At 56.8% G+C, this 26,078-nt stretch carries 23 protein-coding genes; 10 read left to right on the forward strand and 13 right to left on the reverse strand.

What is annotated here, in order from left to right; genetic code table 11:
* Nucleotides 1–39 precede the first annotated feature (39 nt).
* Nucleotides 40–945, forward strand: a complete 906-nt coding sequence (gene rsmA / locus AC6T8Q_RS14085) for a 16S rRNA (adenine(1518)-N(6)/adenine(1519)-N(6))-dimethyltransferase RsmA (RefSeq protein WP_496922563.1) — start codon at nucleotides 40–42, stop codon at nucleotides 943–945.
* A 279-nt stretch (nucleotides 946–1,224) separates the two neighbouring features.
* On the forward strand, nucleotides 1,225–1,815 hold the full coding sequence (hisB, locus tag AC6T8Q_RS14090; RefSeq protein ID WP_500679684.1) for an imidazoleglycerol-phosphate dehydratase HisB: 591 nt from the start codon (nucleotides 1,225–1,227) through the stop codon (nucleotides 1,813–1,815).
* Between the two features lie 69 nt (nucleotides 1,816–1,884).
* Here the strand turns inward: hisB and AC6T8Q_RS14095 are convergent, their stop codons facing one another.
* The 5 genes from AC6T8Q_RS14095 to AC6T8Q_RS14115 form a co-directional block, all read right to left on the reverse strand.
* The gene (locus AC6T8Q_RS14095; protein WP_496922566.1) at nucleotides 1,885–2,496 is read right to left on the reverse strand and encodes an inorganic pyrophosphatase; all 612 of its coding nucleotides are present in this window, start codon (nucleotides 2,494–2,496) and stop codon (nucleotides 1,885–1,887) included.
* Nucleotides 2,497–2,519: 23 nt separating this feature from the next.
* Nucleotides 2,520–3,848, reverse strand: a complete 1,329-nt coding sequence (locus AC6T8Q_RS14100) for a 6-phosphofructokinase (protein ID WP_500679685.1) — start codon at nucleotides 3,846–3,848, stop codon at nucleotides 2,520–2,522.
* A 114-nt stretch (nucleotides 3,849–3,962) separates the two neighbouring features.
* Nucleotides 3,963–5,309, reverse strand: coding sequence for an acetyl-CoA carboxylase biotin carboxylase subunit (gene accC / locus AC6T8Q_RS14105; RefSeq protein ID WP_500679686.1), 1,347 nt, complete (start codon nucleotides 5,307–5,309; stop codon nucleotides 3,963–3,965).
* Nucleotides 5,310–5,350: 41 nt separating this feature from the next.
* A complete protein-coding gene (gene accB / locus AC6T8Q_RS14110) occupies nucleotides 5,351–5,845 on the reverse strand; it encodes an acetyl-CoA carboxylase biotin carboxyl carrier protein (protein ID WP_500679687.1) in 495 nt (164 codons plus the stop codon).
* Nucleotides 5,846–5,961: 116 nt separating this feature from the next.
* Nucleotides 5,962–7,053, reverse strand: a complete 1,092-nt coding sequence (locus AC6T8Q_RS14115; RefSeq protein ID WP_500679688.1) for a M24 family metallopeptidase — start codon at nucleotides 7,051–7,053, stop codon at nucleotides 5,962–5,964.
* 192 nt (nucleotides 7,054–7,245) lie between these two features.
* On the opposite strand from AC6T8Q_RS14115, the gene AC6T8Q_RS14120 reads away from it, so the two are divergent.
* On the forward strand, nucleotides 7,246–7,647 hold the full coding sequence (locus AC6T8Q_RS14120) for a 6-pyruvoyl trahydropterin synthase family protein (protein ID WP_500679689.1): 402 nt from the start codon (nucleotides 7,246–7,248) through the stop codon (nucleotides 7,645–7,647).
* Between the two features lie 22 nt (nucleotides 7,648–7,669).
* Here AC6T8Q_RS14120 and AC6T8Q_RS14125 read toward each other — a convergent pair whose 3' ends face one another.
* Together AC6T8Q_RS14125 and queC are read right to left on the reverse strand one after the other, a co-directional pair.
* The gene (locus tag AC6T8Q_RS14125) at nucleotides 7,670–8,356 is read right to left on the reverse strand and encodes a 7-carboxy-7-deazaguanine synthase QueE (protein WP_500679690.1); all 687 of its coding nucleotides are present in this window, start codon (nucleotides 8,354–8,356) and stop codon (nucleotides 7,670–7,672) included.
* Between the two features lie 70 nt (nucleotides 8,357–8,426).
* Nucleotides 8,427–9,182 carry a 7-cyano-7-deazaguanine synthase QueC gene (gene queC, locus AC6T8Q_RS14130; protein WP_500679691.1) on the reverse strand — a complete coding sequence of 252 codons (756 nt, stop codon included), beginning with the start codon at nucleotides 9,180–9,182 and terminating at the stop codon, nucleotides 8,427–8,429.
* Between the two features lie 51 nt (nucleotides 9,183–9,233).
* Here queC and queF point away from each other — a divergent pair, with 51 nt between their 5' ends.
* The 3 genes from queF (at nucleotide 9,234) to AC6T8Q_RS14145 (ending at nucleotide 11,568) form a co-directional block, all read left to right on the forward strand.
* Nucleotides 9,234–9,590: a preQ(1) synthase gene (gene queF / locus AC6T8Q_RS14135; RefSeq protein ID WP_496922574.1), complete on the forward strand. Its 357-nt coding sequence runs from the start codon at nucleotides 9,234–9,236 to the stop codon at nucleotides 9,588–9,590.
* Nucleotides 9,591–9,657: 67 nt separating this feature from the next.
* Nucleotides 9,658–10,671, forward strand: a complete 1,014-nt coding sequence (locus tag AC6T8Q_RS14140; RefSeq protein WP_500679692.1) for a sugar phosphate isomerase/epimerase family protein — start codon at nucleotides 9,658–9,660, stop codon at nucleotides 10,669–10,671.
* A gap of 3 nt (nucleotides 10,672–10,674) precedes the next feature.
* Entirely contained in the window at nucleotides 10,675–11,568 is an 894-nt protein-coding gene (locus AC6T8Q_RS14145) for a diacylglycerol/lipid kinase family protein (RefSeq protein ID WP_500679693.1), read from the forward strand.
* On the opposite strand, the gene AC6T8Q_RS14150 is transcribed toward AC6T8Q_RS14145, so the two are convergent.
* Nucleotides 11,565–15,014, reverse strand: a complete 3,450-nt coding sequence (locus AC6T8Q_RS14150; RefSeq protein WP_500679694.1) for an FHA domain-containing protein — start codon at nucleotides 15,012–15,014, stop codon at nucleotides 11,565–11,567. The genes AC6T8Q_RS14145 and AC6T8Q_RS14150 overlap by 4 nt on opposite strands.
* 699 nt (nucleotides 15,015–15,713) lie before the next feature.
* Here AC6T8Q_RS14150 and AC6T8Q_RS14155 point away from each other — a divergent pair.
* Both AC6T8Q_RS14155 and AC6T8Q_RS14160 read left to right on the forward strand, forming a co-directional pair.
* Nucleotides 15,714–16,130, forward strand: a complete 417-nt coding sequence (locus tag AC6T8Q_RS14155; RefSeq protein ID WP_496922580.1) for a TraR/DksA family transcriptional regulator — start codon at nucleotides 15,714–15,716, stop codon at nucleotides 16,128–16,130.
* A gap of 57 nt (nucleotides 16,131–16,187) precedes the next feature.
* Nucleotides 16,188–17,330, forward strand: a complete 1,143-nt coding sequence (locus AC6T8Q_RS14160) for a S1C family serine protease (RefSeq protein WP_496922581.1) — start codon at nucleotides 16,188–16,190, stop codon at nucleotides 17,328–17,330.
* A 309-nt stretch (nucleotides 17,331–17,639) separates the two neighbouring features.
* On the opposite strand, the gene AC6T8Q_RS14165 is transcribed toward AC6T8Q_RS14160, so the two are convergent.
* Complete coding sequence (locus tag AC6T8Q_RS14165; protein ID WP_500679695.1) at nucleotides 17,640–18,137, reverse strand: hypothetical protein; 498 nt, start codon at nucleotides 18,135–18,137, stop codon at nucleotides 17,640–17,642.
* A gap of 17 nt (nucleotides 18,138–18,154) precedes the next feature.
* Nucleotides 18,155–19,081, reverse strand: a complete 927-nt coding sequence (locus tag AC6T8Q_RS14170) for a nucleoside hydrolase (protein WP_500679696.1) — start codon at nucleotides 19,079–19,081, stop codon at nucleotides 18,155–18,157.
* Nucleotides 19,082–19,289: 208 nt separating this feature from the next.
* Here AC6T8Q_RS14170 and trpD point away from each other — a divergent pair, with 208 nt between their 5' ends.
* Together trpD and AC6T8Q_RS14180 are read left to right on the forward strand one after the other, a co-directional pair.
* Nucleotides 19,290–20,318, forward strand: coding sequence for an anthranilate phosphoribosyltransferase (gene trpD / locus AC6T8Q_RS14175; protein WP_500679697.1), 1,029 nt, complete (start codon nucleotides 19,290–19,292; stop codon nucleotides 20,316–20,318).
* A 44-nt stretch (nucleotides 20,319–20,362) separates the two neighbouring features.
* Nucleotides 20,363–21,169 carry an MBL fold metallo-hydrolase gene (locus AC6T8Q_RS14180; protein WP_500679698.1) on the forward strand — a complete coding sequence of 269 codons (807 nt, stop codon included), beginning with the start codon at nucleotides 20,363–20,365 and terminating at the stop codon, nucleotides 21,167–21,169.
* A gap of 73 nt (nucleotides 21,170–21,242) precedes the next feature.
* On the opposite strand, the gene AC6T8Q_RS14185 is transcribed toward AC6T8Q_RS14180, so the two are convergent.
* The 3 genes from AC6T8Q_RS14185 to AC6T8Q_RS14195 all read right to left on the reverse strand — a co-directional run bounded on the left by AC6T8Q_RS14185 (nucleotide 21,243) and on the right by AC6T8Q_RS14195 (nucleotide 25,798).
* Nucleotides 21,243–23,450 carry a carboxy terminal-processing peptidase gene (locus tag AC6T8Q_RS14185; RefSeq protein ID WP_500679699.1) on the reverse strand — a complete coding sequence of 736 codons (2,208 nt, stop codon included), beginning with the start codon at nucleotides 23,448–23,450 and terminating at the stop codon, nucleotides 21,243–21,245.
* Nucleotides 23,451–23,651: 201 nt separating this feature from the next.
* On the reverse strand, nucleotides 23,652–24,653 hold the full coding sequence (locus AC6T8Q_RS14190; protein WP_500679700.1) for a hypothetical protein: 1,002 nt from the start codon (nucleotides 24,651–24,653) through the stop codon (nucleotides 23,652–23,654).
* 56 nt (nucleotides 24,654–24,709) lie between these two features.
* The gene (locus AC6T8Q_RS14195; protein WP_500679701.1) at nucleotides 24,710–25,798 is read right to left on the reverse strand and encodes a hypothetical protein; all 1,089 of its coding nucleotides are present in this window, start codon (nucleotides 25,796–25,798) and stop codon (nucleotides 24,710–24,712) included.
* Between the last annotated feature and the right edge of the window lie 280 nt (nucleotides 25,799–26,078).

The following is a 26,078-nucleotide window of genomic DNA, read 5'->3' on the forward strand; positions in this document are numbered from 1 at the left end:
TTCTACCGGCGATTCGTTGAATCGCGGCTTATGGGCATTATGAACAGACAAACAAAATCCTTTTTGATCTCACGCTTTCGCGAAATGGGGATTACCCCCGCCACGCGGCATGGGCAAAATTTTCTCATCGATTTGAATCTGCATCGCCTGCTGATCGACTCGGCCGAACTCACCAAAGATGACGTCGTCTTGGAAGTCGGCACGGGGACGGGCGCGCTCACGACCGAAATGGCCCGCCGCGCGGGGGGCGTCGTGACGGTCGAGATCGATAGCCATTTATACGAACTGGCTAGCGAGGAGCTTTTCGAATACCGTCACGTGACGATGCTCAACTTCGATGCCTTGCATAACAAAAATGCCTTCGATCAACGGGTGATCGACGCGGTGGGTGAAAAACTGGCCGAAGCGCCGGGGCGAAAATTTAAGCTCGTTGCGAACTTGCCATACAACATCGCCACGCCGGTGCTGTCGAACCTGCTGCTCTGCCCACACACGCCGGTGATGATGGTGGCGACGATCCAAAAGGAGCTGGGCGACCGCATCGTGGCCCAGCCGTGGAGCAAAGACTATGGCGCGCTGAGCGTGTGGATGCAGAGCCAGGCCGCGACCGAAATCGTACGAATCATGCCCCCCAGCGTGTTTTGGCCGCAGCCAAAAGTCGATTCGGCGATCGTGAAGATCGTCACCGATTTCGAGAAGCGCGCGGCGATTCCCGACCTCAAATACTTCCATCAGTTCGTGAAGACAATTTTCATCCACCGCCGGAAATACCTGCGGGCGAACATCGTGGCCGCGATGAAGGAACATCTCTCGAAGCCCCAGATCGATGAGATCTTGAGCGAGATGCAGCTCGGCGAAAATGCACGGACCGAAGAACTCGACGTGGCAACGCTGCTGCGGCTCACAGAGTTGGTGCGAACGAAAGCGCCGGAGTGGAAGTTGTAAGGCAACTCATTCATGGCGAGCCGTATGCGCGGGCACCGCCGCGTAGCGTTGGTCGGCCCGGAGCAGAAACCCCGAATCAAACGAATTGCACGAATTTCGTAAGACGCGGTGCCTGACAATACGACCGCAACGGTTGTAACGGCCGCGCCGGGTTATTGTTTCTTCCCTTGTTCGCTGGCGTTTCTGAACCCGTCGTGTGCTACCAGGGTCCGTGATAGGATGGAGTAGGACATTTTGCACGGTATCGGGACGATACCGGCTAACATCGGAAATCTGAATATGGCACGCACGCACCGCATCGAGCGGAAAACCAACGAAACGCACATTTGGCTTGAACTGAACCTCGACGGCGAGGGGAAGTCCGAGATCAAGACCGGCGTGGGCTTCTTCGACCACATGCTTGAGCTATTTGCCAAGCACGGGGCGTTCGACCTTCAGGTGCGTGCCGAGGGGGATCTCCACGTCGATCAACACCACACCGTGGAAGACACCGGCATTTGCCTGGGGCTCGCCCTCCGCGAGGCACTGGGCAACAAAGCCGGGATTCGCCGCTACGGGCATTTCACGCTGCCGATGGAAGAAACCCTGGTGACCGTGGCGGTCGATTTCTGCGGCCGGAATATCTTGGCCTACAATGCCCCCGTGCCGGCGGCGAAGATTGGCGATTTCGACAGCGAATTGCTTGAAGACTTTTGGCAATCGGTGTCGGCCAATGCACTGTGCAATCTCCACGTGTTGCTGCACTATGGCCGTAACAGCCATCACATTGCCGAGGCAGTCTTTAAGGCCACGGCACGTGCGATGCGGATGGCGGTGGAAAGCGATCCACGGATGCCCGGCGTGCCCAGCACCAAAGGGACGCTGGAATAGCCGCGATCAAACTTGATCGCAGGGTTCCCAGCGATTCGTTGAATCGCGGCTATTGTTTAATAGCAGCCATCATTCGCCGAAGTGTTCGATGTAATCGGCGAGCGCGGCTCTGATCACCTTCTGGGCATGGTCCGCGCCGTAGGGCTCGCCAACCATCGTGGGGGGATCGTCGGGGGTGAGCATCTTGTACGTGCGGAAGTAATGCCGCAGGCGATTCACGAGAATGTGGGGCAGATCGCTGACGTCCTGCACTTGTTCCCACATGCCGTCGTTGGCCATGACCGCGATGATTTTGTCGTCGGCCTCGTGGTTGTCGAGCATGGGCAGGCCGCCCACGACACGAGCCTTGAGGATCACTTCGCCGACGTTAATCGGCCGCTCGCTGATGACGCAGATATCGAGCGGATCGCCATCGCCCGAAACGCATTCGGGCATCATCGACTGCACGCGGTCGCCACAAAACGTTTTGGGGATGAACCCGTAGAGCGTTGGGCAAAACGACGACGTGCGGTTGGGGCGATCGACGCGCAAATAGCCGGTCTTCTTGTCCAATTCGTACTTCACCCGGTCGAATGGAGTCAGCTCGATGTAGGCTTCCACCACACGCGGCACATCAGGGCCAGGATCCAATCCATGCCAAGGATGGGGACGCCACTTATAAAACGGAGCGGGGAAGCTCATGAGGTTTCCAATTCGTGAGGCGATTAACGAGCGACTTGCCCGTCATCAACGTAGGTTTCAAGGAAGCGGGTGAGTCGTTGGAAGTCGCTGTCGCGTTCAATATAGCGTACAACCGTGACCAGGGTTTCGGGATCGACCAATTCGTCGAACGGCACGTATTCGAGCTGCAACTGGCCGGAAACGGAAACCATCACGCCGTTGAGCCGCTTTTCGATGAGGGCCCGGTAAGCCCCCACGCCGAGCTGGCTGCCGAGCATCACATCAAAGGCATGGGGCTTGGCACAGCGGGCTTCGTAGCCCAGCTGCATCGGGTTGATCTTGCGTTTCTTGCCGGTTTGGCGAGTGTATTCCTTGCTCACCAGATCGGAGAAAATGTCGTGCAGGTTGATCGCAGAAATGTTGATGTGGCCGTGGTCGTCGCGGCCGATCCCTTCGAGATACTTGCTGGGAAGCAGTTCGGCCAAGCCTTCGGCGATGACGATCACGCCGTATTCTTTGCCTTCCTTTTCGCGAGCGGTCATCGTGGCGACGATCCGAGGAATGACTTCCTCCATGTTCATCACGGCACGAGCCTTTTTTTCACCGGTTTTGGGATCGGTCGTTTCCTCGGTCGCGCGATACTTGCCATCGATGTCTTCGACGCTGATCACGAGGCTCGCTTCACCGGCAATCGCAACGCCGTAGGCCAACCACCCCGCGCTGCGTCCCATCGATTCGCACAAGAAGTAGCTGCGATTCGCTTCCGCGTCGGCAAGCAAATTGCGAACTTCACCGGCGAGAAAATCAACGGCCGTGAAATAGCCGAATGTAAAGTCGATGCCGCGGTAGTCATTGTCGATCGTCTTGGGGAGATGCACCACGGGAATGCGGTGGGCATCGAGCGGCAAACGTTCTTGGAACAACTTGAATTTGTTGGCTGTCTTGAGCGTGTCGTCGCCACCGATGGAAACCAGCAAGTCGACGCCTATCGAGCGCAACGCTTCATAGGTGGTCTTGAGCGGGGCGCTCTTTTCGGGGTCGGTCAGATGCGAAGGATGCGACACCATCTTGCCAGGGTTGGTGCGGGCCGTGCCGATCATAATTCCTTGCGAGTTGCGCGTGCGGCCCAGCATCTTGTGATTGACCATCACGTAATCGCGGCCTTCGACCAATGGATTGGACGGCGTGTAGTTCACCAACGACGAATAGCCGTGCTTGATGCCGACGACTTCGATTTCGTTGCGCAAGAAGGCGGTCGCCGCAGCGGAGATCACGGCATTGGCCGCGGGGGCGGGTCCACCGGCGAAGAGAATCGCAGCCCGGCGGAAATTGTGGAGCATTTTGGGAGGACGCGAGAGAGTGTTCTCAGCCATGGGATTCAATCCAATCTGATTCAAGAAACTTTGCCTGGTTCGATTTTTTTGAGCGTTTATTCTAACTGCCGCGAGGATTCGCGTGAATGGATGGGGGCGGGGTTGCGGTTTACGTTAAGCGAACGTGAATTCGCGTTCGATGAACGTGGTATCGATGCGGCCTTCGGCAAACGCGCTGTGGCTCAGAATTTCCTGATGCAATCCGGCCGTCGTTTTGATGCCATCGACACGCAATTCCGCCAGGGCTCGCAGCATCGTGCGGATCGCTTCGGCCCGGGTGGGCTGGTGGACGATGAGCTTGCCGATCATCGAATCGTAATAGGGTGGTACAACGTAGCCGCTGTATACGTGGGAATCGAACCGCACGCCGAAGCCGCCGGGTACAATCAGCTGTTCGATTTTGCCGGGCGAGGGGCGGAAATTGGCCTTGGGATCTTCGGCATTGATACGGCATTCAATGGCGGCCCCGCGTTGGGGGATATCTTCCTGTTTCATCGAGAGAGGCTCGCCCGAGGCAATCAGAATCTGCTGCTTAATCAGATCGATGCCGGTGATCATCTCGGTCACGGGATGCTCGACCTGAATGCGGGCATTCACTTCGATGAAATAGTAATTGCCGTCCTTATCGACGATGAATTCCACCGTGGCGGCGTTGGTGTAGTTGGCTTCCCGAATCAACCGGCGAGCGGCGTTGCACATCGCTTCGCGGGTTTCTGAGGTGATGCTCAGGCTGGGGCTTTCTTCAATCAGCTTCTGATGCCGCCGCTGCACCGAGCAATCGCGCTCCCACAGATGCAGCACATTGCCGTGATGATCGGCAAGCACTTGGACTTCGACGTGGTGGGGTTGCTCGATGTATTTTTCGAGATAAACATCGCCGTTGCCAAAGGCCGCTTCGGCTTCGGTGCGAGCCTGCTGGAACGCGGTTTGGAGCGACAAATCGTTCTGAGCCACCCGCATGCCACGCCCCCCACCACCGGCCACGGCTTTGATCAACACGGGAAAGCCAACCTCGTGAGCGAAACGCAAAGCGTCATCGACGTTTTCGATGATGCCGTCGCTGCCCGGAACCACTGGCACCGAGGCTTTCATCGCCATCATCCGCGCGGAGTTTTTGTCGCCGAGTTGGGCCATGGCTTCGGGGCTGGGGCCGATGAAATCGATGTTGCAGCTGCGGCAGATTTCGTTGAAGTGGGCGTTTTCCGAGAGAAAGCCATAACCCGGATGAATCGCTTGAACGTTCCCCACTTCAGCGGCGCTGATGACGTTCGCAATGCGGAGATAGCTATCGGCAGCCTTAGCCGGGCCCACGCAATAGGCCTCGTCGGCGAGTTCCAGATAGCGGGCTCCACGATCCCCTTCGCTGTAAATGGCGACGGTTTCGATTCCGAGCTCGCGACACGCCCGGATCACTCGCAGGGCAATCTCTCCGCGATTGGCAACGAGAATTCTTTGATACATGGCTGGAGTCGCTTAAGGAGCGTGAATGCGGATGGGCGGGATCAGGACTTTTGGATTTTGAACAGCTTCTGACCGTATTCGATGGCATCGCCGTTTTCAGCAAGGCGTGCCAGAATTTTGCCTGAGCACTCGGCGGGGATTTCGTTGAAGACCTTCATTGCCTCGAGGATGCAGACCACCGTGTTGGGGCCTACCGAATCGCCAACGTTGACAAACGCTGGTGCCTCGGGGCTGGCGGCCATGTAGAACGTGCCGACCATCGGGCTGGTGACGTAGGTGACGTTGGCCTCATCGACAGGAGCAGCGACTGGGGCCGCACTGGGGGCCGATGGAGTAGCCACGGGAGCAGCAGGCGCTAGTGCGGCGGCTGGAGCCCCCATTTGCACGACGGGCTCATGCCCACGGCGAAGGCGGATGCGTTGATCCCCCTGCTTGAGGTCGACCTCGGCCAGTTCATGCTCTTTCATCAATTCGACGAGGCGTCGAACTTTGCGCACATCGAACACGTCGTTTGGGGCGGATCCTCCGTCTTTCATCTCGCATCTCCCACAGTTCTGTTGGGGAGGCACGCGATCATTCGCCCCCTCCCATCAATGCCATGTTGTGTTGCTAAGCTTCTGCTGCCAATTGGGGAGCATGCCTTCATGCCGCTCTAGCCAACTACGCATTCGTCGATTTCTTTGGGCACCGAGGTCAACACCTCATGACCGTCGCGGGTGACGAGCACGTCGTCTTCGATCCGCACCCCGCCCCAACCTGGAAAATAGATGCCTGGCTCGACGGTCACGATCATTCCCGGTGCCAACACCGTCGATTGGTTTTGGGCCAATCGGGGCGCTTCATGGATCTCCAGCCCCGTTCCATGTCCGAGTCCGTGACCAAACTGTTTGCCGAAGCCCGCCTTGGCGATCACACCACGTGCGGCTTGGTCGACGGCTTCGCAGGTGACACCCGGCCGAATCGCAGCGATTCCAGCCAACTGCGCCTTTAACACAACTCCATATATCTTACGGAGTTTGGGCGAAATTTTACCGGTCACAACTATGCGAGTCAAGTCGCTCATGTAGAGCCCTTCGTTCACCCCCCAGTCGATGAGAGTGAAGTCGGCGGCCCCCAATTTCTGCTGCGTGGGACGGGCGTGGGGGAGCGCCGCACGGGCCCCCGTGGCGACGATCGCCTCAAAGCTCAGCCCTTTGGCCCCGAAGCGGCGAGCCTGGTATTCCAGGTCCGCAGCGACCTGGGATTCGGTCATGTCGGTGGTCAGACCCGCCGTGACGACCTCGAACGCCCGCCGGGCCTGTTCGCAGGCATTCTTGGTACGGGCCACCTCGTCGCGGTCCTTGATCATCCGAAGTTCTTCGATCCAGCCGGTGCTCGGCACGAGCTCACAATCCGGAGACGCTTTTTCCAGACCCGCGTGGAGGCCCAAAGTCATGGAACTCGCCTCGACGGAAAGCTTTTTAAGTTTAGCCTTCTTGAGCACCTCGGCGACCGTCGGCAGCATCTGCTTGCCGGGACCGCGAATCTCAAGTTCCAGGCCTGGGCACTCTTCTTCGAGCTGCGTGGTGTAACGCTCGTCGCTGATCACGACGTCGTTTTTCGTCGTGACCAACAGATAACTATCGTCGCCCGTGAAACCGGTGAGATAAGTGACGTTTGTGAAGTTGGTCACCAGCAGCGCGTCGGTCCCTTCCTTGCGAAGGAGACTCCGAAGCTTGCTGCGGCGTTGTGCGAAATTGGTCATGATGGTGCCCCATAATCTGCGATCGGAATCGGCCCAATATCGGCGAGTTGCGGAAGAATGGCAAGATCGTTAGCCGGCATCGTCCCGATGCCGTTCCTTTGTCCCACACGGCATCGGGACGATGCCGGCTAACACGGACTGCCGGTTTTTGATAACCTAAAGTGCTCCATCACGCACCGCTGAGGCCCGCCCATGTTCCGAGTTACCCGCGAGATTGATTTTTGCTACGGCCACCGTCTGCTCAACTACGATGGCAAATGCCGCTATCTGCATGGGCACAATGGCCGGGCGGTGATCACAATCGAGGGCGAAAAGCTTGATTCGCGGGGGATGGTGCTCGATTTCAGCGACATTAAGAAAACCGTCAGCACCTGGATCGACGACAATCTCGATCATCGCATGATTTTGTGCCGTGAAGACCCGGTCGTACCGATTCTCGAAAAAATGGGCGAGCCTATGTATCTGCTCGACGAGAATCCCACGGCCGAGAACATTGCCAAGCTAATTTTCGTGGAATCGCAATCGCACGGCTTCCCGATTGTCGAAGTGAAGCTGTGGGAGACACCGCGATGTTTCGCGACTTACTTGCCGTGAGTGAATGCTAAGTTCCGCACACTTAAGTTCCGCGGACTGGGCCGAACCATTCGATCTGCTTGCGAGGACAAAACGTCCAGCCGCGTTCCTGGCAGAGTGGTTCCAGCCACGCCGTGCGTTGGGCCAGTTCTTCCTGCGTCGTTCCTTGGGGCATCAAGAGTACGCGGTCGGTGCGGATTTCAGGGAAGTGCAGTAGAAATTGTTCGACTTCCACCATGTCCGCTTTGTTATCGATAACAAATTTCATTTGATAGTCGTAAGAGCTGGTCAGCTCGCGAATCACGTCCGGTTGGAAACGCTGACGTTCGTGGCGGCGGCTCCAATGGGGATGCTGCTTGGCATCGGGACCGCTGCCGGTCAGCTTGGGGCTGATCGACATCAGATCGCATTGCACCGGCAGTAACAGCGTGCCGGCCGTTTCGATGGTGATGTGCCGACCTTGGGCTCGTAGGGTTTCGCACAGAGGTATCAATTCTGAGAACAACATCGGTTCGCCGCCGGTGAGCACCACGTGGCGACAGTCCCATTCCTCGACCTCGGCAACGATTTCGTCCACTGCATAGTCGATCCCCTCGGGTTGCCATGAGGCGAACGGCGTATCACAGAACCAGCAACGCAAATTGCAGCCACTCGCGCGGACAAACACGCTGGGCGTGCCCGTGAGCAGCCCTTCGCCTTGCACCGATTTGTAGATTTCCGCGATTTTCATGTTGTTAATTCATATGCGAGCCGTAAGCGTGAGCGCCCGGAGACTCCGGGCGCTCACGCTTACGGCTCGCCTAGCTTTGATAGTCAATCGGATCAACCAATCCAGCGTCAGCGAAGCCCTTTTTTCGCAAGTGGCAAGCATCGCAAATGCCACAAGAGATGCCTGCTTCGTTGGGTGCATAACAGGTGTGGGTGAGTCCATAGTCGACGCCCAACTCTGTGCCGCGCTGAATAATTTGGGCCTTGGTCAATTGAATCAAGGGCGTGTGCACGCGGAAGCGGGCTGTTCCTTCGACCCCCGCCTTGGTGGCGAGGTTCGCAACCTTCTCAAACGCGGCAATGAACTCGGGGCGACAGTCGGGGTAGCCACTGTAATCAACCGCATTCACGCCGACAAAGATATCCGCGACCCCCAAAACTTCCGCGTAACCCAAAGCCAGCGAGAGCATCACGGTATTCCGCGCGGGGACGTAAGTCACCGGGATGCCGGTGGAGATCTCGTCCAAGTTCCGGCCCTGCGGCACGGCGATATCGGCGGTGAGCGCGCTGCCACCCAGCGCGGCCAAATCGATTTTCACCAACTTGTGTTCAGCGACACCCATGGCCGTGGCGACACGACGGGCGGATTCCAATTCAAACCGATGGCGCTGGCCGTAGTCGACACTCAAGGCGTGAAGCGTAAAGCCCTCGGCCTTGGCGATTGCAGCAACGGTGGCCGAGTCGAGCCCGCCCGAGAGCAAGATGACGGCCTTTTTCTGTGATTCTGACATAGAACGTGTGAACGATGGCGAAAAAACGGGCGCTACTGTGCGCCCCCCGTCTATCATGGCACAATCGAAGGTCCCTCGAAAGGCAGAACGGCTCAAAAGGAGAACGAGATGAGCGACTTCCGTAGCAAATTGGAAGCATTTGACAACAAGTTTCCGCAGCGTGACTATACGATCGAAATTGTGTGCCCCGAGTTCACGTCGGTTTGTCCCAAAACGGGCCAGCCCGATTTCGGCACGGTCACGATCAACTATATTCCCAACCGCCATTGCATCGAGCTCAAGAGCTTGAAGCTCTATATGCAGAGCTTCCGCAACGAGGGGATCTTTTACGAGAACGTCACGAATGTGATTCTCGAAGATTTGGAGGCCGTGCTGTCGCCCCGTTGGTTGAAGGTTGTGGCGGCATTCAGTGCGCGGGGCGGAATCACCGAAACCGTCACCGTCGAACACGAGTCGGTAATGTAACAATCCGCAACGCCCAGGGATTGAAATCCCTGGGCGTTGCTTTTCATTTTTACCTCAGAGCGATTTTATGACCCAAGCACCGCGTGTGATCCTTTCGGCCTTTGGCGACGAAGGAGCCATCCACAAGACGGCGTATGAACAATACGCTACGCTGGCCGCGCTTGGCTTGGAATTTTACAGCCTGCGTTTCATCGACATTGGCAGCGGCGTTAAGAACGTGATGAAGCTCACCAAGAGCGAGGTCACCAAGCTCCGCCATTTGGAAGGTGAGTTCGGACTCAATGTCGCGTCGATTGGCTCGCCGATCGGTAAGGTGAAATTACTCGACATGGAAGACGGCACGGAGAATCGGTTCGTGCCGTTCAAGAAGTATTTGGAAACCGAAGTCGCGAAGGCGTGCGAGATGGCCCATGCCTTCGAGACAAAGCTTATCCGTGGCTTTTCGTTTTATCATCCCAAGGGAAGCGATCCCTGGGAGCACTTGCCTCAGGCAGCCGAGCAAATTGCCGAAATCGCCGAGATGTGTCATCGCAGCGATCTCACATTCGGGTTAGAGATCGAAGCCAACCTCGTGGGCCAGACGGGCCAATTGATGGCCGAGTTGCACCGGCGGATCAATCATCCGGCCGTGGTGACGATCTTCGACGGCGGCAACATCGTGTGCCAAGGTTTCAACACGGCAGAAACCTTCGAGCAATATCAGGCGATGAAGCCAAGCATCGGTTGGATGCACATCAAGGATTATCACGATCCCCATCCTAAGCAGCGGCAAGCGCACGTCGAGGAAGACACTCTCAAGAATTTTGTTCCTGCCGACATGGGAGACACCGGCCACGATCAAATCTTCAAGGATTTTGCCGCGGAGATTCCCGCGCTTGAAAAGCGCCTGACGCGCCGCGGGATACCTGGAGTGTTTCTCGATCTCGAACCGCATCTCAAAGGGGGCGGCCAATTCGGCGGTTTTAGCGGGCCCGACGGTTTGGCCGTGGCGCTTAAAGCCGTCACGAAGATTCTCGATTACGTAGGGATCGATTACCACCTGCGCGACTTCGCCGACGTCCGCGCCGACCGAGGATTTTAAGGAATGCCCTCCCAGCACTTCCTTGTGATCGTCAATCCCGCGAGTGGCCATCGGCGGGGACGGGAAGTGTTAGAGCAGGCGAAGCCTTTGTTTCACGCCGCGGGTGCTGACCTCGACGTCCGCCTGTGCGAGCGGCCACAGCACGCCCTGGAGATCGCCAGCGCGGTGGATCTCAAACTGTATGATGGTTGCTGCATCATCGGCGGCGACGGCACAGTGCATGAGGTGGTCAATGGGTTGCTCAGCCGTGGCGAGAAGATCGATTTGCCGTTGGGGCTGATTCCCGCTGGCAGCGGCAACACACTGCACCTGCATCAAGGGGGCCATGATGTGCCCGTATCAGTTCGTCGAATCTTGGCGGGTCAAACATCCGCGCTCGACGTAGCACGAGTAACGGCAGGTGGCGATGTCATCTACTGCATCAACATCGTTGGTTGGGCTGCGGTGGTCGACATCAATTGTTTGGCGGAGAAGATGCGTTTTCTGGGGCCCATGCGCTACGCCGTCGCGACGATGAGATTTCTGTTGAACCCCAAGCCGCGCCCGGCCCGGCTGATTATAGACGACGAGGTGATCGACGACGAATTCCTACTCGTCGTGGGCTGCATCACCAAGTATACCGGCAACGGCATGTTGCTCGCGCCACAGGCTTCAATCGACGACGGCAAGATCGACGTGGTTGTCGTGCGTCAGGCATCGCGGCGAGAGCTTTTGCAACTCTTTCGCAAGGTGTTCGATGGCTCGCACGTGAATTTGCCATTCGTCGAGTGCCATCAGGTTCGCCGCTTTGCCGTCGATCATGATGACCAGCGGCCTTTAAATCTTGATGGCGAATCCGTGGGGCAGGCACCCTTCACAGTCGAGATGGTGCAGGGAGCTTTGCGGATTTTCGCTTAGTGCGCTGCCGACGCGGCGTGATCGGACGTGCCGTCGATTGGCAACGCATCGTCGAGGCTTTGCAGTTCAGCCGGAGTGAACTCGTTGTTGATTCCATCGCGGACCATCTCCAAAAAGACACCCAGCAACTTGAACCCCCACAGGGCGCTGACCACCGCCACGGCGCAGCCCGCTAGGAAATAGGGGCTCGTGAAACTATCGGCGGTGAACAGCATATAGGCGGCGGTGAAGCCGGCGATCACGCTTACCAAAAGTTTGCCCAGTGCCCCTTCCATGTGGCGGCGTTTGCGGTGCTTGGCGATGGCCTGCCGTGCCGAATTGTTGGCCAGTTCACGCATTGCGGAAAGGCTCGTGGGCAGTGGCGGTTTCTGCGAGGTTTCCTTCAGCGTTTCCATGTCGATCAAAGTATCTTCAGCGGTCGGCTCGGCTTGCATGCACTGTGACGAGGAAACACGCTGAGTGAGCATCGCCATCCGCGTGACCGGATTGCTAAAGGCAGCACGGCTTTCGTTGTCCGAGGTTTTGGCGAGCGGTGGAGTAACGGATTCCGAAGACGTTTCACCCCGCACGCGCCGCATCATGTTGGCCATATAGGCTTCAAGAGCCGAATCGTCGTGCATGTCGAGATGGGAAAGATCTTCGGAAGTGGTTGTGGCAACCGGCGCGGGTTGGGGTATGGGTAAAGTCGCGGTGCCATCGGTTTCTTCATCGAACAGATGGCTGTAACGGTCGATAAATGAAGTGCTTTCCACCGTCGGCTTAGCTTCGGCGGTTGCTTCGAGCGCTGGCTCACTGGCCACACTCGCCAAGGCACGCACGATCCGTGGTTCGTCATCGTCACGGGGATCTTCGCTCGGCAAGAATGGGTCAGGTGGCAAGTCGCTTGTTTCAGCGATACGCGATTCCGCGGGAGCGACCGCAGCAACGCTCCCCTGCAATGCCGCCAAATCGATCTGCGCTTGCTGATACAACTCGTGCAGGCGTTCCCCTTGGGCGGCACAGTCGGTGAGTTGATCTTGCGTTTGTTTGAGCTCTCGCGCCAATTCGGCGATGTGCAATTCACGTTCGTTCAACGTGGCCGAGAATTTTTCCTCGGCCTCTTTCAGCTTGGCCAACAATTCAGCCGCCTGCACATCAATCGAGCTATTGCTGCCCTGAACAACTTGTTGCTGAAACTGGGCCAGTTCTTCAGTAAGTCGAGCGTATTGGGAATCGCGATTCGCGAGTTCGCTGGCTGCTTGATCATGAGCACTGCGGAGTTCCAAGATTTCTGCATCGCGAACTTGGCAATCATGTTGAGCCGTGCTGAGCTGAGCGGCGATCTCATTGATTCGCGCTTGCTGGGCATCAATCTCAGCGAGTGCTTTTTCTTGGATTTGAGTTAACTCGCTCGTTAGCTCAGCAATCTGAGCATCATGCTCGAGGCTTGTCGTTGTTGTTTTGCTTTGGGCTTCTGTCAATTCCGAAGTGAGTTGAGCGAGCCGTTCGTCGCGTTCACGCAAGTTTTCAGCGGCTTGTACACGGACTTGCTCGATTTCCTTGACCAGATCCTTGATCCGCGCCTCGCGGCTTTCCAATTCACGCGCCGCTTGCTGCTCGGCCGTCTGATTCTTGTGGGTCAGTTCGGCTGACTGTTCGTCACGGACAGTCAATTCCGCAGCGAGCTGGGTCCGCTCTTTCTCAGAACGGGTAAACTGGGCTTGTAGATCGGTGAGTTGCCGGTGGGCGTCGGCGAGTTCTTGCTGGCGTTTGTCCAACTCCAGATGCACCGCCGACAACTGCACCGCGAATTGATCGCGCTCGGCGGTCGTTTCGGTGAGAGCTTGTTCCTGAGCTGCGAGATGCTCGCGAGCTTCCGCGAGTCGGGCCGAAATCTGATCGCACTCGGCTGACCATTCGACCGCTGCGGCACATTCCAGATCAGCCATCTTGGCTGTCAAATCCGCCACATGAGCTTCAGCGGCGGTGCGGGCTTCTACCAAGCGGGTCGCGTTGCTTTGAGCCTGTTGCCATTCGCCAGTGATACTGCGAACGTCGATCTCCAACAACTCAACTCGCTTCTGGGCCTCGCTTAATTGTTCGGAAAGCCGATGATTTTCCGTGGCAAAATTTTGCCTTTCTTCGCGCAACGTCGACAACTCAGATTCGAGTTCCGCCACCAGAGGGTTCGGCGCTTCAAGCCGGGCGATTGCATCGCGGGCCACTTCTTCGGTTTGATGAAGTTGGTGATGCAACTCGGCGATTTGCCGCTCGTGTTCGACCGCGGCCGAGTCGAGCTGGCTTTGGTGTGATTGCGCTTGCTTCTCCAATTCGGCCAGCGCCGCGGCGTGGGCTTGCTCGAATTCATGATGAAATTCAGCGACTTGACGTTCGCGCTCGGCGGTTACTTCGGCAATCTGCTGTTGCAACTCGTGATTATGTGATTGCAATTCCTGTTGCGTGGCAGCCAAAGCCTGTTGAACGTGGGCCAGTTCTTCGCGAAGCTGGGCAATTTCTGTATCGCGCTCATCAAGCAGTTGCTTGAATTGATCGGATTGGATGGCGTTAGCCTCTTGCGCTTCACGAAGCTGTTTGCAATCCGTGGTCAGCGATTCAAATTGCGATTGCAGCAGTTGGAAGCTCTCTTGCGCGGAATGCAAACCCTGCTCGGCGATGTTGGCCCGTTCGTAGGAGGCCGACAGTTCCGCGATCGTGCGGTCGAGTTCTTCGCCAAATTGCGATTCGCGCTGAGCGGAGTCTGCGTGGGATTGATGCAGTTCCTCGGTGAGATGTTCTTGCAACTTTTGCGCGGCTTGCAATTGCTCAGACAGCACGCGAACATGCTGATCGAGGCCCCGGGTTTCGTCGCGTAATTCGCGTAGTGTGCCGATGAGTTGGCGCGAGCGTTGACGTGATTGCTGTGTGGCCGACTGCAGTCTGGCAATTTCTGCGGCGTTGTTGGGCTGTGGCTCTGCCTGCAGAGCCACGGTATCGACTTTTGCAGTGACTTGTGGAGTTAGCGTGACGGCCTGAACCGGTGGGCTGACTTCCGCGGCAACTTGTGCTTCCATGCGATCGAGCAAAGCCACGGGGCATGGATGCGTTTCTGCTTCGGTGTCTGCTTCTGCTTGGGTAACTAATTCGAGCTGCACATCTCCGATGGTCAGGCAGTCGCCTGTTCGAATCGAAGCGGTGGTAAATTCAGCCCCATTGAGCAGAACGCCGGTTCCCCAGCGTGTGACCGTAAATTGATCGTCGTTGCGAATGATCAAGCACTGCAACGGCTTGAGTTGGCCGGTGGTGACCCGGATTTGGCAACTTGGGCTTGAACCAATCGTGCATTTCCCGACCGGCAAGGCGGTTTGCTGGATCACGTGGCCGGCTTGGGTGACTTTGAGTTCCACCACGCCGGTTGGTCGGGTCGGTGGAGCCTGGCTCTCAGCGGGGTTGTTTAGCAGCGTAGGCATGATCAAAGCGAATTGGGTTGCTAGCGGGGAAAAATAATCGGTAGGCGCACACAGAGGCCTTGTTTAGGCACTCTGGGCCGTATGCAACCCTAGGTCACGGAAAATGACGCGAAATCGAGGTGCAATCGGAACTTAGGGCCCCAAAGTGCGTGAAAACGCATATCTTGGCACCGATGTTGGCCTTTTGGCGGCCGAGAAAGTTAAAACTTGCGGATTATTCCAAGAAAGAGGTGCAGCCGCCTCCGAGAATGGCCGATCATCGAAAGTGAATAAATCCCCGATGCAGTTCGGGAGGTAGTGATGGTCATTGCCCAACCGCGGTTTACCACTTGGCCGGGGTTGTCCAACGATCAAATGCGGTTTTTGTGCACTTGGGATCACGCAGGCTAATGATCGCAAGTTGTTTGTTAATAACGGTTTGCGTTCACGGTTAGAGAGAGTGGGTGCAAACCACTAGCAAAATTAGCAACAAACGATCTAAAAAGATTGCAACACGTACTATAGTTACGGTGCACTCGCATGATTTTCCCCAGTAGAGGGGGGCGGGAGTAAAAGGCACTGAACAACCAATACTAACGGCCATTCTTCGGAACAGATTTGCCGTTGGGCTGGAACAGAGAAATGTGACCGCTGACGCAATCAGCAAACTAACAACCAACACGACGCCAGGCGTCACGGTTCACAAGTAAGGCAAACATTATGGCTCGTAAAGATTCAATCCTCAATTTGCGTGCACTCCTCGTTCAGCGTCGCGACGCCTTGCGTAGAGCCTTGGCTGGCGACTTGAGCTTGCTCAAGAGCATGGCCGAGCAGTCGGGTGGCGACGTGGTCGACGCCGCTTTGGACGCCGCCCAAGACGAAATTAGCTCACAGCTGGCCGAAGTCGAAAGCCGTGAACTTGCGCAAATCGAAAATGCCCTGGAACGCATGCGTCAGGGAAGTTACGGCCAATGCGAAGTTTGCGAGACCAAAATTCCTTTGGCTCGACTAACGGCCCTGCCCTATGCGATGACCTGCATCGATTGCCAGCGTGCTGCCGAAGCGGGTGGCCAAGTTGGCAACAGCTGGGCGACTTTCATCGACAGCGATATGTCGTATAGTGACCTGGAAGGCTAAACCGTTTTCCATTCCGATTCGCCGGGCGGGGCGCCGCGTTCCTTTGGAGATGCAACTATGCGGCAAGGGACAAAGTGGTTCGCTAAGAAGATCGTTCCTGCAGCTTCGTGGCTATTATTGGCGACGGTCTGCATTTCGGCGGCCGCTCAGGTTGTCGACGTTGCTCCCGCGGTGAATGATCGCGAGCAAGCCTTTGTCGAACTTTCTCGCGACGTGGAAGCGCTTGAACCCCAGCTCGGTATTTTCAAGCGGGTCGTGCAGTTGGTTTCGCCGTCGGTGGTCCACATCGAAGCGACCCCCCTGCCCCAATATCGTTTGCGGCGTGACGCCGAAGAAGCCGGCTCTGCCGTTTTGGTCCGCTATCGTGGTGCCGACTATGCCCTCACCAATCGGCATGTGATCAAAAATTCGTCCGAGAATCTGATTTCTCTGGAACTCGCCGACGGTCGGCAACTGCATCCTAAGGAGATCTGGAGCGACCGCGAAACCGACGTCGCCGTGATGCTCGTCGAGGCCGAGAATTTGGTCCCCGCCCGGATTGGCAACAGCGACGGCATGGAAATCGGCGACATGGTGCTCGCCTTTGGCAGCCCCTTCAATTTGCAGCGCAGCGTCACCCGGGGCATCATTAGCGCCAAGGGCCGTTCGAATTTGGACCTCGGCGAAGGAGAAGTCCTTTACCAGAATTTCTTGCAGACCGACGCCGCGATCAATCCGGGTAACAGCGGTGGACCGCTGGTGAACCTGCGTGGCGAAGTGATCGGCATGAACACGGCCATCGCCAGTAACTCCGGCGGCAACGAGGGGATCGGTTTCTCGATTCCGATCAATATTGCGGTCCGCATCATGCGGCAATTGATCGACGCCGGCCAAGTCGAACGCGGCTTTTTGGGCGTCGCCCTCGATCGCAGCTTCGATGCCGCCACGGCCCAGCGCGTGGGACTCACACGATTGACGGGGGCTCGCGTCACCAACATCACGGCCGGTTCTCCTGCGAGCTTTGCCGACATCAAGATCGACGACATCATCTTGCGGTTCGACGGAATGCTCATCGACAACGACGAGCATCTGATCAATCTCGTGAAGCGGTCCGAAGTGGGCCGGCGTGTTCCGATCGAACTCTTCCGCGAGGGTCAATTCTTAACCACGCACGTCGACATCGTGCGCTGGACCGACCCCAACGCGCCCCGGCCTGAATAATCGCGGCACTCAGCGCGAAAAACAACGGCGAGCCGTAAGCGTCAGCGACCGGAGAATAGAACCGCTGATGAACGCAAATTCACGCTGATGAATTGCGACGTTGCGGCACTCGGGTAGCACCGACACTTTGTCCGCAAAATGCTTTCCATACGTGACAACTATGCCGGACAAGTGTCGGTGTGCGCAGCACAAGAAGTTTTTCAAAGCACATCACATATTGCCGCAAGCGGCACTGACACTTGTCCTGTTAAAGTTTACAAGATATCAGCACGCACTCAGGACTAAGTGTCAGTGCTACCCAGCTATTCCTTAGTCCTGAATAGTGAAAGTGCAGGAATCACAAGCTGCGCGATCTGTTCGTTTATGATTACGATAAGGCGTTTCTGGAGGAACTTCTTCGGCCTCCACACGGAATTTGCCGGACTCCAAATTCCCAAGAGGAATTAAAGCGAAGTGGGCCGTCGCTTCAAGTGTCCGATGGGTCACGACTTGATACTTAACCGTTACTGCCGACTCAGAACGATGTACAGACTTCAGGTGGACGTATCCAGGCGCAGGATATGAGTAAAACACTAACGAAACTTTTTCGTCTGGCGGCATAGACTCCGGAAAAGCTGCCCCATCCACAAGCACTTTGGCTGCATTCACTAAAGCGTCTTTTCCTTCACCTTTGACAAGGAAACATGGGCCAGCCTTTGCCTGGCCGCCGTTGCTCCGTAGAAAAAATTTCCTAGCGATTTGTGAAGCCACCGTATTTCTATGGTCCATATCCTTGCGCGGTTCCAAATCACGCACACGTGATCGCACGGCGAAAATCTAAACCACTAACCGTTTTGCAACCCACGCAGAATACAATCCACCGTGGCGGCGGCCTTGATGTCGGTCACGACGTCCATGTTCGGTCGATGAGGCGTGACGCGGCGGCGGTCGATGACGGTGGCTCCGCGGGTGAGCTCGCCGCTGAGTTCCACGTCGCAATGTTTGCGCTCGGTGGTCACCAACTCGGGATGTAAGAGCGCGGCAATCGCCACGGCTTCGGGGACGACCAAGCCTTCGACCCCCAAGCGTTGATGCGAAGCCAGAAAGGCTCCCGGCAAGATCGCGCGCAGAACTTTGCCCAAGCGAGTCGACGACTTGGGGAGTTGATCGAGCACGTCGTAACGCAGCACGACCTTCGACGAGATATCGAGCGGCAGCAGCGTCATCGTCACGGGGGCGAGAAACACGGCCCGCGCGGCGTCGGCATCGCAGTAGATATTGAACTCGGCGGCGGGGGTGACAGTCCCCGGGCCATCGAGCGTGCCACCGACGATGATCAAGTGCCCAATCATCGACGTAAGGTCGGGTTCGCGTTGGATCGCGGTGGCGATATTGCTTAGGGGTCCACAGGCAACCACCGTGATTTCACCGGGGGCGGCCTTCAATTCGTCGGAAATGAGCTTTACGGCCGAGTGGCGGTGGTGGAGTTCGGCGACGTGGAATTCGGCTCCGCACAGGCCATCCTCGCCCCACAGCTCGCGGCTGTCGGTGATCAGCAGTTGCTCGGGATCGGCGGCACCAATTCGCGGCCAACGGCGGGGGTCAAGCTGCTCGATGAGCGCTTGCACGTTGCGGGTGGCTTGCTCCGGGGCGACATTGCCGCCAGTCGCGGTCGCGGCCACGACTTCCAGCTTGGGATCAAACAGCGACATGCACAACGCAATCGCGTCGGCGACGCCAGGATCCACGTCGAGGATGACTTTTCTAGCCATGGGGCATCTTGCCGATCTGTTTGTAAGCCGAACCCTTTTCCGGCTGTGCAGCTCACTTTCGACAAAGTCCTCGGAGACCAAGCCCTAGGACAAGTCCCGTTCACCTGCCAAAATTGACGCTGGCGTACACTCTGGATGAGTACCAAAATCGCCTAAGCATTGTAGAATTCCCCGCTTAAAGAAACAACCACACCTTCATCGGCACAGCATGGCAGAAAATTTCAATTCGTTGTTAGGTTTGGTAGCCGGTGGAGAAAACCTCAGCGCCGAGCAAATGAAAGTGGCCATTGGTCAGATCATGACCGGCCTGTGCAGCCACGAGCAAATGGCGTTGTTCCTGACGGCGTTGAGTGCCAAGGGGGAAACCGTCGCGGAACTGGCAGGCGCGGCCGCGGCCATGCGGGCGAACATGACCCCCATCATCAGCCGCCACAAAAAATTGCTCGACACCTGTGGCACGGGGGGCGGCGGCAGCACAACGTTCAACATCAGCACCACCGCGGCACTGGTGATCGCCGCAACGGGGATGCCGGTCGCCAAGCATGGCAATCGCAGCGTCACGAGCCGCAGCGGTTCGGCCGACGTGCTTGCAGGTTTGGGGGTGAACATCGAAGCCAACGTCGCGCAAGTGGAGCGCTGCCTCAACGAGTTGGGGATCTGTTTTTGCTTCGCGCCGCTTATGCACCCCGCCATGAAAAATGTTTCCGCCGTGCGTAAGCAGTTAGGAATCCGCACGATCTTTAATTTGTTGGGGCCACTCGCCAATCCCGCTGCGGCACAGTATCAACTGCTCGGCGTGGGCCGTCCTGAAACGCGGCCGCTGATTGCCTCGGCCTTGCGGATGTTGGGCACCGAGCGATCATTTGTCGTAAGCGGCTCCGATGGCTTGGGTGAAGTGACACTCGCCGGAACCACCGTGGGGACGGAGGTGACTTCGCAGAACGAAACCGAGTTTGCCTGGGAGCCGGAGGATTTTGGCATCCCGCGGGCACCTTTGGATTCGATCAACATTTCGGGACCCGAAGAAAGCGTGGCACTGGTTCGCGAGGTGCTCTCCGGCGAATTCGGACCGGCCCGTGATATTGTGGTTCTCAACGCAGCCGCGGGGCTGTTGGTCGCCGAACGCGCGGCTGATCCGCGATCAGCAGCAAACTTGGCCACTGAATCAATCGACAGTGGCGCGGCGGCGGATTTGCTTGAAAAGTTGGTGCGTCTGTCACACGAACATGCCGCCTAGCATAGAATGACGCAGTGCGTCGTCTTGAGAAAAGGAACGGAGTGTTGTCTCGATTTCCAAACAGCCGCGATATTAGCGGGCAGCTTTTGTTTCTCGGAACCGGCACGTCGGTTGGCGTGCCGGCGATTGGCTGCGACTGCGCGGTTTGCAGGAGCAACGATCCACACAACAATCGCACACGCTGTGGTTTGGTGTTGGGGCTTCCGCAGGGAAATTTGCTGATCGACACGCCGCCCGAACTGCGGATGCAACTGCTGCGCGAGAAGATCGGCATCATCCACTCAGTGCTGTACACTCACGAACATGCCGACCACATCTTCGGCCTCGATGACCTGCGGCTCATGCAGTTCTATCTCGGCGGGCCGGTCCCGTTGTATTGCGAAAAGCACGTCGAAGACCGCATCCGTAAGTCGTTCGACTATGCGTTTCGCGATGCGTCGTCGCTGCATCGTGGGGCTGTGCCGCAACTGTTGATGAAGCCAATCGATCTCGAGCCGTTTTCAGTTCTTGGCGCGGAAGTCATCCCGCTGCGGCTTTCTCACGGTCCCCACTGCCAGGTGCTGGGCTTCCGTTTCGGCAATGTGGCCTACTGCACCGACACCAACGCGATTCCCACCGAGAGCATGGAGAAGCTCCAAGGTCTCGACGTGCTGATCCTCGATTGCCTCCGCCGCGAGCCGCATTCCACGCATTTCAGCTTGGACGAAGCGCTCGCCGTGGCGGCAGAGCTCGCGCCACGAAAGACCTTGTTCACACACATTTCGCACGACTTGGATCACGAAGCCACGAACGCGATGCTTCCACCGGGAGTGGAACTCGCGTACGACGGCATGATGATTCCGCTGAGCTAACAAAGCCTGAGCTAACAAAAAAAGCCGCGGAGCAAAAACTCCGCGGCTTTGTCGTTTCAATTTCTAAACAGGATTACCGAGTGGCGGCAACACTGTCGTCATCCAACAGATCAAGATAATCCAACGAGATCGAAATGATTTCCTCGTTGTAAGGGGTCGCAGGAAACACAGGGCGGTCATTGTCCTGCAGATCCTCGAACATTTCTTCCTGATCCTTGTCGGAGTTGACGGCCTCGCGCTCGGCCAGGAATTTTTCCTTGTTGAGCGTTACGGTTGGTTCCTGCTGACGCTTGATGAGTTCCTTGATCTTCTCCTGCTCTTTGATGAAGAAGTCGGTCTCGGCAATACGCTTCGTCGCCTTATCCCGCAGGCGATCAACGATGGGCTTGGCCGCTTGACGATAGTTGTCATGCGGTTGTGGCGCGACCTGATCGAACTTCAACGCATAGTCGAGGTCCGATTCGCCGATGCCTTCCCAGAAACTCGTGCGATAAGGCAGTTCGATATCCGACACGACGCCACGATTTTGCGTGCTGTCGCCGCTGGGGCGATAGAACTGCTGAATCGTCATTTTCAACGCACCCAGGTTCGGGCCGTCTCCCATGGGGAACAATTGCTGACCTAAGTCAAACAACTGTTGAACGGTTCCCTTGCCGTGCGTCGACTTGTCGCCGATGACGATACCACGACCGTAGTCCTGAATAGCACCGGCAAAGATTTCGCTAGCACTCGCGCTGAAGCGGTTAATCACCACCACGAGCGGGCCGGACCATACTTCGCCGGCTTCTTCGTCGGGATACGGCGAAACGCGGCCATCTGGACCCTTCACTTGCACGACGGGACCCTTGTCGATGAACAAGCCGGTCACTTCCACCGATTCGGGCAGCGAACCACCGCCGTTGAAGCGGAGATCCATCACGACCAAATCGACGTTCTTTTGCTTAAATTCTTCGAGCAGTTTACGGACGTCGCGGGTCGTGCTTTTGTAATCGGCCTTACCGGCACGACGGCCATCCATATCCATGTAGAAACTCGGCAGGCTGATGATCCCGATCCGACGAGTCGGACCATCGGGGCCTTCCTTTTGCTCCACGATTTTGCCGGTGGGCTCTTCGACCGACTCTGCGGAATCTTTATTCGGCTCGGTCAGTTCGGCCGTATCGGCAGCTTTTTTATCTGTGGTAATTGGAGTTTTCTTGAGCGGACGTTCCAGCACGGCGCTGCGTGCTTCGCTATCCTTCAATTCGATTCGGGCACGCGTGATGTCATAAACCTTGCGGCCCGTCTTATCCTCGGGATCGACCTGCAGGCGAACAATAGTGCCGGGTTTGCCGCGAATCATCTGCACAACGTCATTGATTTTCATATCGACGATGTCGACGAAATCCCCCTCGGGACCTTCCGCCACGCCCACGATCACGTCTTTCTCTTTAAGGCGACCATCTTTGTCGGCGGCACCGCCGGGGACGATTTGGCGAACAATTGTTTCGCCGTACTTCGACTCGAGCGAAGCTCCAATACCGTCAAGCTCCAGCCGCATTTGGATCGTGAAATTGTCCAGCGTGCTGGGTGACATGTAGCTGCTGTGAGGGTCAAAGCTCATGGTGAGCGCGGTGAGGAAATCTTCCAGCAATTCGTCGTTGCTGTACTGCTCCCAGTTGCGTTCAATGCCGCGATAGCGTTTGTGCAGCTTATCGATCACATCTTTTTCATCGGCGTCTTCTTCGACCAATTCCAACAACAAGTCGTATTTCACGCGCTTACGCCAGCGCTCGTCGAGTTCTTCGCTGGTTTTGGCATATTCCATCTTTTTGGGATCGCGAACCATGTCCTCGTCGACGGTGAAGTCATGCTTGGTGTCGATCAACTTTTGCGCGACGGCAACACGCTCAGAAACTCGCTGCAAAAAGCGGTCGAACACGCGCTTGGCAAAACGAACGTCTCCTTCTTTGACGTAATCGTCGATCTTGTCCTGATCGGCCATGAATTCATCGACGTCGCTTTGCAGGAAGAACAGCTTCATGCGATCGAGATTTTCCAGAAACGCCTTGATCGTGCGCTGCGAAATCTCGTCGTTGACCTGCATCTCCGAGAGATGCTTGCGGTCCATGAGAGCCGAAACCATCAATGCGATGTTGCGATCTTCGCGCGTGGGATCGGTAGGTTTGGCTTGGGCCAAGGGAGCAAGAAAAGTGGTTCCCAAACAGGCGGCCGTCAACAGAGCAACCATCACCGATCGGCGGCTCCGCGAACGTAAATACCTCTCTCCGTCGAGACTCATAACATTCCCTCTCTGATGAAAATTCGGGCAAGAGCAGCGGCGATGCGCTGTCGTGGTTGGCTCAGAAAAAGCTGCTGTCATAGTACAGAGCAGCCATTCTGCGGACAAGATCGAACGGTGTTCCGGTAGATTGCTTACGCTGGCACTTCCGCGATGGTTCGTAGCCGGCGAGAATCGCGGCAAATACCGAAGAAAATACCGTTATTGGGGCACACTTGGTGTCGATGTTTGCGACGCCTCTTGGGTCGTGGCGACAGTTGGCGTGTCGCTTGATTGACCATGATTCAGAAGCTTCTGGACGCTCCAGCGTATGCGCCGGCCAGAGGAATCGAAATCGGTCGATTGGGCATCAATCTCCGCTCCAGGGACTTCGCTGGAGAGCAGCACCATCGTTTGCGAATTCCCTTTTTCGCGGCGTTTCACCGTTTGTTGACTCACGCAGTCGAGAATCTTTCCTTCAAGAGAATAAGGAACTGAGCGCGCAACGGTCGTAACGGAATCAAGTGGCGCCGCTTCGACCGGTGAGGCTTCGGTTTGCTCGATCACGTTGCGAGCCAACACATGAGGAAAGATTTCGGAAGAGTAATAAATCCGGTCGACGAGCGTTCGATTCTCGTCGTTATATTCGACTTCCCAGACCTGACAACTCACGGTGCCAATTGACAACGCCATCGAGTGATCGGCCTGGCGGGTGGTGGAGAAAATCGCACCAGCCCGATCCGTCGACAATCGCAAGACTCGCGTATTCCAGGGGCCTTCAATTCTTTTGCCCGAAACGTCGACCGTGGCTTGTACGTCGATAACGTAATTGTCCTCGGTCACGGCTTTGAGGATTTCTTTTTGCGTGGTGACGCTGCGACCGAAGAGCTTTCCGCTCTCGTCAAACGTTTCGGTGGTGATTTCAATTTCACGCCAGGCACCGATGGGGAATCGAGCCCAGGGATGATTCTCCGCGGGGAGATTCCAGTCCACCTTGGGAGCCGTTGACTGGGGGCTGGCCGAGGCTGTTTGAACCTGGGCAGTTGTGGGCTTCTTCGCAACGGAATCGGCCTGGGCGTGGAGGGACGAAAACTGCGAACCTCCAGCCAACAGCACGATCATCATGCCGAAGCGAATAGCAGCAAAATGAAAATTCTTCACGTAACGTGGCCCGCTGGTGAGAATCGTCAAAAAATCGAGAGGTAGGTTGGCTGAATCGGACAAGCTAGCATTTTACCGCATTACGGCGCGGCGATACTAGGGCGAATTGCGGCCATTGCCTACTCAAAAGCCGCCACAAGCTGCTGGTCCCAGCGGGGAAAAACGCCGCGTAAATCGAGCCAAATTTCCTCTTGTTGCATTTGGGCGAGGATTTGTGGGCTAGATTCTTGCAAAGCATTGACCACGGCATCAAACGCCGCAGGTTGGGGCTTCACGACAATTGCCCAGCTGGGAGCTGTGAGTTTGGCATCGGTGGCGTCGCACCACAGGCCATCATAGTGCGTGGGTGTGGCTGTGATGATCTGTTCGTTAGCACCGATCAACATCGCCAAGCGATTGGCCCGCTGTTCAAGATTCTCCAGCGGTGCGGTCAGCAATTGCCAAACGGGAATTTGATACACAGCCTGCGCCTTGTTTTGATAAAGCGACAGCGTGGCCATGAGCGCGGCAAACGTCAGGTCATGCGGCGTGGCGAGTTGAGCCAGCGTGCTGTACGAGAGTTGGTCCACTAAATATTGCTTGCCGACGATAATTCCACACGGCGGTCCTCCCAACAGCCCTGCCCCATCGAGCACGATCAATTCCGTTCCCCATTCCAGACGTTCGTTGATCGTCGCGTAACCCCCTAGTCCATACTGTTGAGGGTTGATCAAACCCGCCAGGCGGGATTGGTCGAACACCAGATTAGCCGCTCGTGCGAGTTCACAGGCCGTATGAAAACTATTGACGACAAACACGGCTTCGGCGCCGGTGAGTTCTTTGAGCGTGATCGACACACGATCTCTTAAGGCTGTCCCGCCCGAGTGATATTCGGTGGCCAGACGCACAACTTCATCAACCGCGGGTTCGGCCAGCGGCAACGCGGGCCAGCGATCACCAATCACCGTGCCCGAGGCGTTCACCGCGGGGAGCGAAGTTTGTGCAGGCCCTAGCAACCGTCGCGCGAGGCGCTCGGCCAATTGCCCTAAGGAAGGAACATTGCCTTGATCGATCCGCTGCCGCAGATTGGTCTGCAATTCTTCCAGAAATCCGGTCGCCCGTTGGGCAATCGTGGTTTGATTCACTCGCTTCACAACTTGGGCGACCGTGGGATGGCCGAGCAATTCCGAAAGCGAGGGTAACTTCGAGAATGGGGATTCGGGTTTCATACACCCGATTATCCCGCTTTATTGCGAAGCGTCTACTAGAGCGAGCTGGAAATCAACGCAAAGAACCGGACGCTAGCGCGTGACGGCTGATTGAATTAGCCGCAGGGCGCCAGCCCACGGTTTCTTAAACTACTATTTTAAGCCCACTTGTTGCGGAGTGGGGAACGGATCGTTCTTCACTTTTTTCAAAATGTTCCGTTCTTCGTTCCAGGTGCTCAATCCCGGCAGACTTCCCGAAGATTGCCACGTTGTACAGCCCACGCTGATCACAAGCAGAGCA

It is taken from the genome of Bythopirellula sp., from assembly GCF_041737835.1.
In the GTDB taxonomy this organism is placed as follows: domain Bacteria; phylum Planctomycetota; class Planctomycetia; order Pirellulales; family Lacipirellulaceae; genus Bythopirellula.

Bases quoted from the DNA above. Each gene is read 5' to 3' on its own strand.
- rsmA (WP_496922563.1), top strand. From the start codon at position 40: ATGAACAGACAAACAAAATCCTTTTTGATCTCACGCTTTCGCGAAATG.
- hisB (WP_500679684.1), top strand. From the start codon at position 1,225: ATGGCACGCACGCACCGCATCGAGCGGAAAACCAACGAAACGCACATT.
- AC6T8Q_RS14095 (WP_496922566.1), bottom strand. From the start codon at position 2,496: ATGAGCTTCCCCGCTCCGTTTTATAAGTGGCGTCCCCATCCTTGGCAT.
- AC6T8Q_RS14100 (WP_500679685.1), bottom strand. From the start codon at position 3,848: ATGGCTGAGAACACTCTCTCGCGTCCTCCCAAAATGCTCCACAATTTC.
- accC (WP_500679686.1), bottom strand. From the start codon at position 5,309: ATGTATCAAAGAATTCTCGTTGCCAATCGCGGAGAGATTGCCCTGCGA.
- accB (WP_500679687.1), bottom strand. From the start codon at position 5,845: ATGAAAGACGGAGGATCCGCCCCAAACGACGTGTTCGATGTGCGCAAA.
- AC6T8Q_RS14115 (WP_500679688.1), bottom strand. From the start codon at position 7,053: ATGACCAATTTCGCACAACGCCGCAGCAAGCTTCGGAGTCTCCTTCGC.
- AC6T8Q_RS14120 (WP_500679689.1), top strand. From the start codon at position 7,246: ATGTTCCGAGTTACCCGCGAGATTGATTTTTGCTACGGCCACCGTCTG.
- AC6T8Q_RS14125 (WP_500679690.1), bottom strand. From the start codon at position 8,356: ATGAAAATCGCGGAAATCTACAAATCGGTGCAAGGCGAAGGGCTGCTC.
- queC (WP_500679691.1), bottom strand. From the start codon at position 9,182: ATGATAGACGGGGGGCGCACAGTAGCGCCCGTTTTTTCGCCATCGTTC.
- queF (WP_496922574.1), top strand. From the start codon at position 9,234: ATGAGCGACTTCCGTAGCAAATTGGAAGCATTTGACAACAAGTTTCCG.
- AC6T8Q_RS14140 (WP_500679692.1), top strand. From the start codon at position 9,658: ATGACCCAAGCACCGCGTGTGATCCTTTCGGCCTTTGGCGACGAAGGA.
- AC6T8Q_RS14145 (WP_500679693.1), top strand. From the start codon at position 10,675: ATGCCCTCCCAGCACTTCCTTGTGATCGTCAATCCCGCGAGTGGCCAT.
- AC6T8Q_RS14150 (WP_500679694.1), bottom strand. From the start codon at position 15,014: ATGCCTACGCTGCTAAACAACCCCGCTGAGAGCCAGGCTCCACCGACC.
- AC6T8Q_RS14155 (WP_496922580.1), top strand. From the start codon at position 15,714: ATGGCTCGTAAAGATTCAATCCTCAATTTGCGTGCACTCCTCGTTCAG.
- AC6T8Q_RS14160 (WP_496922581.1), top strand. From the start codon at position 16,188: ATGCGGCAAGGGACAAAGTGGTTCGCTAAGAAGATCGTTCCTGCAGCT.
- AC6T8Q_RS14170 (WP_500679696.1), bottom strand. From the start codon at position 19,081: ATGGCTAGAAAAGTCATCCTCGACGTGGATCCTGGCGTCGCCGACGCG.
- trpD (WP_500679697.1), top strand. From the start codon at position 19,290: ATGGCAGAAAATTTCAATTCGTTGTTAGGTTTGGTAGCCGGTGGAGAA.
- AC6T8Q_RS14185 (WP_500679699.1), bottom strand. From the start codon at position 23,450: ATGAGTCTCGACGGAGAGAGGTATTTACGTTCGCGGAGCCGCCGATCG.
- AC6T8Q_RS14195 (WP_500679701.1), bottom strand. From the start codon at position 25,798: ATGAAACCCGAATCCCCATTCTCGAAGTTACCCTCGCTTTCGGAATTG.